General features: G+C 36.4%; 10 protein-coding genes and 1 pseudogene. All 11 read right to left on the reverse strand.

The window, feature by feature from the left end; all coding sequences use genetic code 11:
* Window positions 1-542 precede the first annotated feature (542 nt).
* A complete protein-coding gene (locus tag JO178_RS16185) occupies window positions 543-1,976 on the reverse strand; it encodes a hypothetical protein (RefSeq protein WP_291938126.1) in 1,434 nt (477 codons plus the stop codon).
* An 11-nt stretch (window positions 1,977-1,987) separates the two neighbouring features.
* The gene (locus JO178_RS16190; protein WP_291938128.1) at window positions 1,988-4,789 is read right to left on the reverse strand and encodes a hypothetical protein; all 2,802 of its coding nucleotides are present in this window, start codon (window positions 4,787-4,789) and stop codon (window positions 1,988-1,990) included.
* 9 nt (window positions 4,790-4,798) lie between these two features.
* Window positions 4,799-5,599 (reverse strand): Fn3-like domain-containing protein, encoded by an 801-nt coding sequence (locus JO178_RS16195; RefSeq protein WP_291938130.1) that lies wholly within the window; start codon window positions 5,597-5,599, stop codon window positions 4,799-4,801.
* 80 nt (window positions 5,600-5,679) lie between these two features.
* Window positions 5,680-6,225, reverse strand: coding sequence for a peptidoglycan-binding protein LysM (locus tag JO178_RS16200; RefSeq protein WP_291938132.1), 546 nt, complete (start codon window positions 6,223-6,225; stop codon window positions 5,680-5,682).
* A 193-nt stretch (window positions 6,226-6,418) separates the two neighbouring features.
* Window positions 6,419-6,964 carry a peptidoglycan-binding protein LysM gene (locus tag JO178_RS16205; protein WP_291938134.1) on the reverse strand — a complete coding sequence of 182 codons (546 nt, stop codon included), beginning with the start codon at window positions 6,962-6,964 and terminating at the stop codon, window positions 6,419-6,421.
* Window positions 6,965-7,150: 186 nt separating this feature from the next.
* The gene (locus JO178_RS16210; protein ID WP_365866958.1) at window positions 7,151-7,669 is read right to left on the reverse strand and encodes a peptidoglycan-binding protein LysM; all 519 of its coding nucleotides are present in this window, start codon (window positions 7,667-7,669) and stop codon (window positions 7,151-7,153) included.
* 1,023 nt (window positions 7,670-8,692) lie between these two features.
* Window positions 8,693-9,766, reverse strand: a complete 1,074-nt coding sequence (locus JO178_RS16220) for a hypothetical protein (RefSeq protein WP_291938138.1) — start codon at window positions 9,764-9,766, stop codon at window positions 8,693-8,695.
* Between the two features lie 721 nt (window positions 9,767-10,487).
* Window positions 10,488-10,976, reverse strand: a pseudogene (locus JO178_RS16225) (RHS repeat-associated core domain-containing protein); the annotation flags it as partial.
* 317 nt (window positions 10,977-11,293) lie between these two features.
* Window positions 11,294-11,668: a hypothetical protein gene (locus JO178_RS16230; RefSeq protein WP_291938140.1), complete on the reverse strand. Its 375-nt coding sequence runs from the start codon at window positions 11,666-11,668 to the stop codon at window positions 11,294-11,296.
* 312 nt (window positions 11,669-11,980) lie between these two features.
* On the reverse strand, window positions 11,981-12,319 hold the full coding sequence (locus JO178_RS16235) for a hypothetical protein (protein WP_291938143.1): 339 nt from the start codon (window positions 12,317-12,319) through the stop codon (window positions 11,981-11,983).
* A partial coding sequence (locus JO178_RS16240) for a hypothetical protein (RefSeq protein WP_291938144.1) occupies window positions 12,307-12,646 on the reverse strand: 340 nt, incomplete at its 5' end. The genes JO178_RS16240 and JO178_RS16235, both read right to left, overlap by 13 nt.

The following is a 12,646-nucleotide window of genomic DNA, read 5'->3' on the forward strand; positions in this document are numbered from 1 at the left end:
CCATAATTTGCTTCGAATAACAAATTTATAGGAATAATATTATTTAAATATGTTTTAGTAAGAAGTAAAATTAATTGTATTGTAATAAGTAATTAAATTTTTATTAGCGCTTATTCTCTTCAGGTGCTAAGTTTTATTTTTGCTTCAGTTTGTTCTTTTTCCGAACTTTTTAAGGGTGACAACATCTGGTATATCTGTGATGTACAAACGGGTTTTACAATTTAATTCTCTATTTCCAATTGGTTACATGCATCCTGTCAATTAATATCATCGGAAAAACGATACAAAACAATTCACGGCGCTACATGATGAGTGCCGTGAATAATATATTCATTTCTAATGGTTTTAAAGCGACCCATAACTGGCCTCTGATGATCCATAATACCCGGATCAAATTCAGACTTGTCCCTACTGAGGATACATCTGAATTTGATAGGCATTACCGAAAGTGAAAAAATAGACTTGCCCTTAAGCGGCAATACGTATTGTAACAAGATCTGTGTTGATCATCTTAGAAGCTGCGGAGTTTTTGAGGAGTATTATCAAATAGCAGTAAAGCTATAATACACATTGATAGAGTAGGTGGTATTTTCCTTACCTACCAAACTTTGGGCACCCGCCGCCGGGATGGTATATCTGATGTTCAATCCCCGGTCCAAAACTGGTGTTCCGTTAAAAAGTATCTTTTGGGGAGTTTTGGATAAGGGAGCATTTACAGAACTTCCATCCACGCCAATTTGTAATAGATTGGAATTGATGTCGGTCTGCAGGCCGCCTTTCTTGAAATAATTTTCGTCCGATTTCACATACAGTTCAAAATTCTCATTATTAGACAGTACAATCTGGTTGGGAATCATTTGTGACTGACCATTCGTGTACTGGGAAGCTGTATTAAAATTGAAATTGACATTTCGTCCGGAGCTGGGGATGGTGATTTCCGACAGAGGAAGCACCTTTAGCTGAACAGCCGTATTTTGCAAACTATTAATCGAGTTATCCGTACTTCTGGCATTAAAGTTCAATTCAAATGTATAAGTTCCGGCTTCAAAAAAAAGGGTTTTGAAATCTTCTGCAGACACATAAAGCTCTGGACTGAAGCTGTTTCTGTTTCCCGAAACAACACTGAAATTAGTGGTGGAAAAATTCTGAAAATCAGCAGATAAGGCTTTGGTAGTGAGTGTAGATCCATTACTGCCCAATTTAATCGCTGCAATGTTTCTGGTTCCTGGAGCACCTTTAGAAGAAGTGAACTGAATATTGGCGGCAGCAGTTTTCGCCCATACATTAAAATCAACGGTATGCGCAATTTCCGCATTATCCAGACTCAACACCTTTGTGCCTGCAATTCTGTAGTCATTTAAAGACGATATTTCTATATATTTTGTTAAAGAGGTTGTAGTCCATTTGATGGATGAAGGAATGGTTAAAATTGTTTTAAAATTACGTGGCGTGAAATCATTATAATTTTGACTGATATCCATGGAGTAATTCCCGGCTCGGTAAGCATTGGCAGCAAACTGTGCGGCTGGAATTTTAAATATAAAATTAATATTTCCCCGGTTGAATCCTCCCGCGATACTGATCGATGGCGGTTCAAACCATTTTACAGCGCTTGTACTGAACGACTGAAAACCGGGTAAAGAACCTGAAAATCCAGTAGCAGGCAGCTGGCCACCCATACTTTCCAACTGCCACAGAAGAATGGAACTGGGTAAAGTAGATGAGGAAGTGGTGTGCGTAAAAGTAGGTCCGGACACAGAGGTAAATGTAGGAGCTGTTGGCACCAATCCAAAAAAAGTATAATCCCAGTTGGTCCTGTTGGCGTTCACCATTACTCTGGTAGGTACTGAGGTAAATTCACTTCTGTTAAAAATATTATTTTCAGGAATCGACAGGTAGAGATCCTGAGCTTTTGTGGCTGTAGACCCACAGAGCACCATGAAAATTCCTGTTAAAAAAGCCTTCATCTTTTTCATACGTCTAAATTTTAAAACTTTTTCACCTTAATGGTAGTGTCTTTCTTTTTGTATTCAAAAATAACGGTTTCTGAATAACCATCTTTTGTTACCTTAATAGTTTGGATGGGTTTTGTATAGCTGTATTTATCATTTTCGATATAGAGATCGTATTTTCCCTCTTTCAGGAAAAACTCAAACTCATTTTTTTGGTTAACCACGGCGGTCTCAATCTTACCATCTTCACTTTTTGCGTACACCAGGATTCCGGTTACATCCGTTTCCACTACATCGTATGCTTGTCTGATCTCGGTTAATTTCCCTTTGATCCTGATATTTTTTACCAAGCCTATTTTCCGGTTGATGTTGCTATTCACCATAATGACAGGATCCATCATCAATCGAGCCCCTGCACTTTCGTTTACCTTTAAGGTGTACGTACCTTCAGGTACATTCTGAAAAACTACTTTTCCATTCTTATCGGTTAGCGCAACAAAATTGTCCAGTTTTACGATTTCATTGGCAAGTACCGATTCACCGGTCTCCAGAAGCCCATTGAAATTTTTATCTTCAAATAACTGTAGCGTCACTTTATGATTTCCCAGGGAGGTCGTTGCTGTAAAATATTTTTTAATTCCGACTCTAAACTGGTAATAACTGCCACTGGTTACATAATCAGCGGTAGATTTATAACCTGAAAAATTAAAATAACCTGTGCTGGACCAGGAAGGTGAAATCTTATATTCCAGATTACCGCTCACATTACTGTTTAAGTTTTTATAAAGTTCCGAATAGGAAGCTCCGGCGGAAAAAGATCCGCTCAGATGGTTATTCATCATCTGGAAATTATACGAGGCATATAAATTGTAGTTGGCGAAATTACGGTCTGCAGCATTGTAATAAGAATTTAAATCAAAGACACTCGTTGCATTCCATTGGGCAGTTCCGTTAAGGGAGAAGGATTTATACCTGTAAGACAAAGTTGTTTTCAGGCTGTTGAACCATTCTTCCCTGTTATTGGCTTTTGAATAAGAATATTCCGCCGTCCAATTCAATCCGTGAGAACCCAATACAGTGCTTATGCTGGTCTCCAGTCGGTAAGAAAAAAGTTCCTGTGATGCATAGAAACTAGCTGTTTTCTGCTTTTCAACCTTTGGAGCCAGTAGGAAATTCCACTTTTTTAAAGAAAACTGGTACCCTAATCCCAAAGCTTCTGTACTGTTGAAATAATAACGCAGATTAGAGGTATTCCCAGGTTGTATGGGAGCATTCTGGAAACTCAGGAACTCGGGATCTACCTGCGAATCCTGATATTGTATAAAAGCACGTTGAGAATTAGAAAATTGGAAGCCGATTCGCTGATTTGAGATAAAAGATCCCCTTTTAATCCCTGCATAACTTTTGGTAGCAAAGGAATTAATAGATTGGATATCCCATTTTCCTATTTTTCCTTCGTAATTGGCTCCCATTAAAGCACCTGTGTTTTCATCTTTGTTCGAAAGACCTTTTTCTTGACTCAACCCTACCTCTGTGCGGAGGATGTATTTATCGTTAATTAAAAATGATGTTGTTCCGTTCGCGACCTGTGTATCTACGTTGAAGCGCGGATCATGATCGAATATATAAGACACCTTCCCATTGAAAGATTGGGAATTTCCGAAACTATATTTTGCTCCCGCCATGGTAGATCCTTTCGTTTGTTGGAAATAAGTACCATACAGGTTATAATTATTTTCCAGCGCAAGAACTTCAATCTGGTTATTTTTACCCAATTGGGTAGAAACTTTTCCGCCTCTTCCGAAAACCGGATAATCGTAATCGTTGCTATTAACATTTCCTAACCGTAATACCGTTTTTTTTCTCTCCACTTCAAGCCAGGTGTCATAGAGATTATAACGCCCGTCAAGATAGTAATCTGCACCCACATTGACGCGCGCTTTCAGATTTTCGTTGATCCGAAACGCTGTGTTTCCTCTCAATTGAAGATAATCAAAACCAGAACTGTTTTCATTATAGCTGATTTCCGCAAAATTACTTCCGCTCACCGCTTCGTTTCCCCGGGCAATTTGTCTGTTGTGTGATAAAATAACCAGGTAGAGCGTATTGCTTCCCACGATTTTATTATCAAGCAGGTCTGTAGCGGTTGCATTAATATTAAATTCGGGATAAAGAGTATTCTGTTTTCTGACCGCAATTTTGATCTCAACCGTTTGTTTTTCTAAACCTTCCAGAGATACGGTTTGTTGCCTTGGCATCATTTCCAAGCCATCAGGAATGGATTGCAAATCAATCCTAACCGTTCGTTTGCTATAGCCCTGGTTTTCTACAATCAGCAGCATTGAGGAGTCGGGGGTACCGGGATTAATAAAATTTTCGTAAGTGGCCGTATAAATTGCGATGTTTTTGTTCTCGTCTTTTTTAACGAAGAACGACGCACTTTCAGTGCCGGTGACCGTTGGGGTAGTGTACGAAACCTTGAATGTAATCTCATTAGATCTCAGCTTCATAAAATCCACATTGGCGATCAGTTTCACAGGAAGATTTTTAGACTGACCTGCACCTAAGGTAAGGTTATTTTTTGGATAGAAAAGCAATCCCGGATATTGTTCCTCAGGTATGATATTCTGAATGCTAATCTCTTCGGAACTTTTATTCTCAATAACCAGAAAATTAGTAAAAGTAGATCCCTTCTCAACAGCTACACTTTCATTTTCAAAATGAATTTGGATATCCTTCTTTTCCTGCGCAAAGACGAACGAAAAATGAAGGAGAGCCAATGCAAAAAATAAGATGGTTCTTCTTAGGATTGATATCGATATGCCACTCTTTTTCAAGACTTAATTTTAAAATTTAAAGTTTTTTTCGCCTACACGTAAATCATTGGATTCTGCCATTTTAATAATAGCCACACCAAGAAAGTTTCCTGAAATGTTGTCTGGTAAAGAAAATTGAACGGTTTGGTTGGTATCCGGAAACATGGAGATGGAAATTGGAGGTAATTTTATTTCCTTACCACTATCGGTGTCGGTGAGTTCAAACGCAACGGTGGCATCATTGATGGTGTTTCCATCATTATGAATGCTTACTGCAACTTTTCTGTTCGCTGCCTTCTCATTATTCACTTCTGAAATATTGGTAATATCCAAACTTTTTACATGGTTCCCGGGTGGTGTATAAAAGATGTGAAGTCCTACCTCAAATAAGGTGATAATACCAATGCCATTTTGAACACGTGCCTTATCTGCCTGCTGAGGAAGCTGGGTGAAAAACAACATGCTGTTTGTAACAGCAGATCTGGATGCGTTCGCAGGAATCTGCATGGTCACTACAATCTCTTTCGTGCTTTTTGCAGGAACTGTAACAGCGTTTTCTAAGGTGGATATCCAGGAGGCATTGGAAGTTTTTGAACTGCCTGCATCAAGATACACCTTATTTCCATCTTCTTCTCTGACCCAGTCTTTATAGTTGAGATTAAAAACATAATCCTTATCCGAACTGTTTTGAAGCGTAACGGTCTGTGTCACTTTTTCACCTGGATTACCAGTGAAAAACAAGCGTGTCGGAGACATGGAAATACTTTGTGCCAGTATTGAAGAAGACCCTGTGAGGATAGCGAAAATGAAGAGATTAATAAACTTGCGCATGTTGTAAATTGTTTAAAATAAAAGATTCCTAAAACTACTGAAAACGTAACAAAAGGAACCTTTATAAACTAAAAAAAATATTATAAAGCAGTCGCGGTATAAGTTACTGTTTGCGTGTAAGTTCCGGCTGGTTTACCTAAAATATCAGACGAAGATGATTTCGCTGCCGGAATAGTGTAGTCCAAATTCAGTGTTAATGCGCTTCCAAGCGGAGCGTTTGATACCAGTGTTTGATCGGTGGCAGATAAAACAACAGCGCTTTTTGTTCCGCCCATGGTTCCGGCAGCTGTAGCTGCTTTAATGGTCAAAACATTAACAGGGATTACGTTGGTCCCATTCATGAAATTAGCACCTCCTGCTTTTACTTTTACATTAAAGTTCTTCGTTGAAGTAACTTTTAAAGAATTGGCTTTAGTAACTGTTTGATCAGAGTTATAATCTGCTGCAGTAGCATAGTTAAAGTCAACTGTATTACCAATTGCAGTACTTCCCGCATCAATAGAGATTACATCGTTCAGGGTGATATTTACAGTGGTTGTTGCCGTAGTATTTTGAGCCTGAACATTGTTAGTTCCCAGTATAACGGCTCCGATAGTTAAGGCTGCGATAGCGATTTGTTTTTTCATGATCGTACTATTTTAATTTTATTTAATTGTTTTCTTTTGTATACTGCAAATCTACAGTGGCTATAAAAGTTTCTTTGTAATGGAAAATGGAAGTTGATGTAGTAAAATCACTACAGGATTGTTAATTTGGATTACACATAAAAACCCTCAACATCGTTACAATGTTGAGGGCTTATATAATTGTTGTGTTTTTTTATAAAGCGGTTGCAGTATAAGTTACTGTTTGTGTATAAGTTCCGGCTGGTTTACCTAAAATATCAGACGAAGATGATTTCGCTGCCGGAATAGTGTAGTCCAAATTCAGTGTTAATGCGCTTCCAAGCGGGGCGTTTGATACCAGCGTTTGATCGGTAGCAGACAAAACAACAGCACTTTTCGTTCCGCCCATAGTTCCGGCAGCTGTAGCTGCTTTGATGGTCAAAACATTGACAGGGATTAAGTTGGTTCCATTCATGAAATTAGCACCTCCCGCTTTTACTTTTACATTAAAGTTCTTCGTTGAAGTAACTTTTAAAGAATTGGCTTTAGTAACTGTTTGATCAGAGTTATAATCTGCTGCAGTAGCATAGTTAAAGTCAACCGTATTACCGATGGCAGTACTTCCCGCATCGATGGAGATCACATCGTTCAGAGTAATGTTTACAGTGGTTGTTGCAGTGGTATTTTGAGCCTGAACATTGTTCGTTCCTAATATAATTGCTCCAAGAGATAAGGCCACGATTGCGATTTGTTTTTTCATGATCGTACTATTTAATTGTTGTTTAATTATACTGCAAATCTACAGTGGCTATAAAAGTTTCTTTGTAGTGGAAAATGGAAGTTCATGTAGTAAAATCACTACAGGATTATGTATTGGGTGTAAATAGAAAAGCCCTCAACACTTCCAAAGTGTTGAGGGCTTATATAAAATTGCTGTTTGTTTTTATTATAAAGCTGTCGCAGTATACGTTACCGTTTGCGTATAAGTTCCCTTAGGTTTTCCCAGAAGTACCTTAGATGCTTTTTCTGCTGAAATAGAATAGGCAATATTTAAAGATTGTTTTGATCCTGAACTCGCATTACCTACCAGGACTTGATCGGTTGCGGATAAGGTGACCTCATTTAGGGTTCCCATTAAACTTCCGCCCGGTATTGCTTTTACCTGTAATATATCTACTGGAATTACGTTGGTACCACTTACAAAGTTTGAGCCCTCAGATTTTACTTTTACATCGAAATTTTTGGAGGAAATAATGACTAAACTATTGGGCACTGTCACCTTTTTTGAAGAATTATAATCTGTAGTATTCACATAATTAAAATCTACAGTGCCTTGTGATGCAACAGCACCTATATCCATTGAAATAACATCTGATAACACAATGTTGACGGAGTTACTAACTTGCTCAGAATTTTGTGCCAAAACCTGATCAGTTTCTAAAGCGATTGCTCCTAGAAATGACATCGCAATAACAATTTGTTTTTTCATGATAGAATAAATTTAAAGGATAATACAATGTTGTCATTCAAAATTAAGCTTTACTCACAAATATTATTAAATCAAATCTAGCACCTTTATCTGACATGACCAAAGCCTTTATCGTTATTATTGATTAACTCATTGTGATTACATCATTATATTTAAAATAAGTTTTCCTGCTGATGAAGGTGTATGACAATAGGCTTTTTTGCTTATAGCTTTGCAGGTTTCTTTTTTGCGAGCATTGGTTTAGTGAAATTTTTAATTTTTTTCATGAATCGTTGAAACATAAGTATAAATATTATCCTGTAGAATTTCATTGGTAGAAGGAGATTCTTCCAATAAATATTTTTTTCAAAAATTCTTACTACATCACTATTGAGCTGAGTTAAATCAAATGCTATCAATTGCATATATCTTTTTCTTTCATCATTAATCCGCCAAACATACCAATTCTCAGATATTTTTATTTTTTTTCCAACCTCTCGCGAGTCTCTAAACAATACCCCTCGCTGGCGCGAGCATCTTGCTCGTGCTCATCAAACATCCTTTTATAAATTTACATCTATTTCCAATACCTCCTGATAATCATCAAAACAATTTAAAGGTTACTTAATGACAATATCAAAATACTCTGTTCTGGTAAAAATATCAATCCGGAATACCGGGGCAAAACTTATAAAATATGCTCCCTCCTTTTCATGAAATTTATATTTTCTGCCCATAGTATAAAATTAAAGAATGGGAGTAAATAGCAAAGCTAACACATAAAAGTTAGCTTTGCTGATTGTTATTTGCACTTAGGACACGAGCTAGAAGCTCGCGCGAGCGAGGGGAAATTAAAAACTTATAAAAAGCAAAATCAGAATAGGAAAAGCCCTACTCTGATTTAACTATATTTGAACTATTAAACTAGTCAACCTTTTTCAGGACTAGTCATATACTATACGGATCATGTAAAAGCTCATAGACTTCTCCTTTTGTATTGACAGCTAAATAATCTCTAACTTACCATTCTCTCCACTCTTCAGTAACATCTTCATTAACAGTGTTATATCCCAACTCACTTCCTGTTAAAATTATTATTTCGGCAATCTGCTCTCTTTCATTAGTTTCTATTAAAGAATAATCGCATTTTTCATTGAGAGTATTCAACTTTAATACAGTAGATTTTACTATTTCCATCCCATCCTCTTTAGATTTTGTCGCAAGCATATTTATTGCATAATCTATTAGTATTGAAGCACATTCATCAATGTCGGCTTGGGTATATGATGGGTCAGCATCATTCATATAATCTTCCATATTCTTTTTTAAATCAAGAATTAAAAAGTCTATGTGTTGATTTCCTGTTGATGTAAGCTTTACATCTGCAGTTCTTTTTTCTACCTTCTCTTTTCTTGGCGGCCAGACTCTGGTAACAGAAGGTGGCAAATTGTTAACGTTTAAATTTTTACAGTTTTCTATAAATACTTCTTTAAGCTTATGCTGATCAGGCAATAAAATTTGTTCCAGTTTAGTGCATAAATGTACATCCAATTTTTCAAGGTCTTTATTATTTCTGAGGTCCAGTTTTATTAAAGCCCCTTTATTAATCGTAAGCTCTTTAAGATTGGGAAACATTTCAGGCAAAGAAGAACCTTTGGGGCTATCCCATAAAACCGCTTTCTCCACAGTATCAAGTTGGTTAAGCACTTTTCCCTTAAAGCTTTTTAAAGATAGGAAAGTTACTTCTTCAAGGTCTTTAAAGTTATCATTAGATAGGTTAACTTTAGATTTTTCTCCTATCAAAAGATGCTGGACATGTATTGTAACATCCGATAAATCAATATTCGACTCATGGAATGAAACAGCTTCGAGTTTGAGTCCTGAAAACAGATTTTTTATTGATTGGAAATATTCATCTTGTATTTTTTCAAAGCCCAAACCTCTTATTTTGTATTTGCTAAGGTCAGAAATAGCTATAGGTATATATTCTATTTTAGGTTCCAATCCAATATCCATTTGTCTTTGTATTTCAGCAAAATTACTTGTAATTGATATTCCTTGGTATTTAGGAATATAATAAATATTAGTATCCATCTTGTAGTTGATATTTATATCCTGGTGATTGTATTAAATTATAATTAATAGGATTTCTATATCCCTGAGGGAAATCAGGTAAATCCTTATCCGTTTGCATTCTTCTGTATTCCGCTTTAAAAGCTTCTCTGTGAGACACTGATGGTGTCCAGTCAAAAGATTTTACCGTTGTCTGAGCTGCCGTCATTTTTAATATGGCCGAAGTAAACATTCTCTCTATAGAGCCTTTGCCATGATATTTATGATCATTTCCAAATATAATGGTATAAGAACCCGTTCTGGAGTCTCTTTCCCTTACTTTATATTCAGCTTTTACATCAGTAATGGTTAATGGTGCTGTACCGGTATATCTGTAAGCCCAATCTGCATGATTAGGAATATGAGCAGAAACAAATAATGAGTTCAACACATACCAGATAATTCCAACAGCCCCTGCTCGTGACATGGAAGCACTTTCTGCTAATACACCAGTAATGGCTCCTGCTGCCGGTATCACACTATTCCTGTTCACACCAACGTTGTAACCTTTAGGCCCACCGCTATAAGGATCATTATAGATGCTAGAACATGAACAGTTGTCATAAGCACTATTGCCACTTCCAAAACCTCCACCAGTATAAGGCATCCCGGTACCAGGTGACGGATAATGTTTTGGTGGGGTAACGTTAATAGTTCCAATATCAATAGGATTGTCAGGAGAAGATCCCGGAGGGTCTCCGTACATTCCCGTAGGATCTATAAAATTAACCGGATTGTTAAAAGCATAGCCATAAGGATCTAATGAGATGGAACCTAAAGGATCATGCTGAGCAAATCTTCCCAGATCCGGCATATAATAGCGGGCATCCATATCATACATACCCGTTTCCTGCAATTCATTTCCCTGAAACCCATACTGATAATTAGGATTTCCTAAGCCTGCGTAGCCTTCATGTTTTAATCCAAAAGGATAATAATTCTGTTCTTCAATGATCTCTGCGCCACCGCTGTTTCCTTTAAAGTAGGATAAGCGGATATTTCCTAAATGATCGGTATAATTGTAAATATACTTATTTTGTCCAAAATCATAATAACCTTCATTGGTAGGTACAAACTGCAATTTCCCGTTAACATACTGAAAGCCGTCTATATAATCGGTAATGGTGTTGCCATAGGTTTTTCTTTGTTTGGTTCCGTCTGCACGGTAGAGATAGCCTGTATTTCCTGTATTCTTTAAAGTTGAAAAGACTGCAGGAAGCAAGAAACATTCAAATGAAAAGATTTTAAAAGTAAACACCCTCTTGAATTAATAAGAAGGTGTTTTCAATTATTGGCAGTATCCAAAAAAACTGTGTAAATAGAAAATAAGGTGGGTTATTTTGAGACCATTAATATTTTACATTAAAAGCCTATATTACTCTAGTAACTGGTATACTTTCATCAAGTAGATCTATGAAAACAAGGCCACCCAAAAACAAAGCAGTTTTTGCAATTCAATTATTTTTTTAAATTGAAAACCACTACCATCATAAGAAAATGTCTTTTATTTTAAGATTCTTGAGTGTCATAGACAAGCAATCCTTCATCAAACCATACATCTTCATATCCTTTATTATCTATTAAAAAACGATTCCCGGGGGGGAGCCCTAAATATTGTAGAACAAAAGGTGCATTATCTAGTAAATGATATGCGTGTGATGGTTGAAAGAAATCAAATTCATCAGGATTAAAATCTTCTCCTGACCATATATACCATCCATTTAATGTCTTAGTTCTCGGATGTCTCAATCCATTTATTTGAATACGGGGATTAAAGTTCTTGCCTAATGCGATTAATGTATCTAATTCTACCAAATCTGATATTTGAGAATATTTCATACAAATTTCCTGTTGCTTTTCTAAATAATATTTACTATTGTCCATTGATTCTTTGTTGTATTATTCTTTTCATTTCTTTTGAATATTGGCTCATTGCTGCTCCCTGTTGTGATGAACAAGTCGGACATTGAGGTTGAATAGCGTTTAATGATCTCATCCTAACCTGATCTATTGTTCCTGTCTGATAATACTTCTATACTAAAGGGATTTTATGATCTGATTTTCAATGCACATTCAATCCCATGCGCTTTCCTGCTTGGGAATTCCAGGAATCTTCGTAGTTTTTGATTTTCTATTGAAATGTAAAAAGAAGCTGTATAAACAGGGTTTGTACAGCTTCTTTCAACGATAAATTATTTACAATAATGTTAGCTTGCCTTCATGCCATAGGTCTAAAGTCATCTTAGCTGTGGTGGCCAGTATCGAACTAGTATGTATTAATTCTTCTAATATCTTTTCAGCAATTTCAGGAGATGTTTTTAATGAAAAAGTGGCGGCATTTAGCTTAACGTAATCATTTTCATTATCTAAAAAGGTTTCAAAAAAATTATAAATATTATTTTTTCGGATTTCTTCATAAATTTTATGCACTCGCTGATGTGCTTTATTTACTTCTTTATAATTTCCGTTTAGCATGCCCTTCTCATATAAATTGCTTTCTTTTAAAAATTCTTTTTTTAAGTTTAAGGTTTCCATCCGTATTGTTTTAAAACGTTTATTCCAAATTCATATTGTTCTTGATAACTCAGTGTATTGACATAATCTCTAACTTTTCCAGGATATCCAAGAATAGCTTTAGAATTATAATAACCTGTTACTTTTGAATGAAGCGAACCTGCTCCATGCTCTATCTTGATAAGATTGTTCGTATTATGCAATGCCTCAGGTGCAAACTGAGCTTTATTCACAGGATTTTGTTCTACAATATGGTGCCATGCCATTCCTTCTCCGGCAGGGCCATTCGCTCTCTTAAATGCACTGAATGAGCTAAATCCCTGTACTGTTTCTGTAGCTGCACTTTCA

The organism is Chryseobacterium sp. (genome assembly GCF_019236175.1).
Taxonomy (GTDB): Bacteria; Bacteroidota; Bacteroidia; order Flavobacteriales; family Weeksellaceae; genus Chryseobacterium.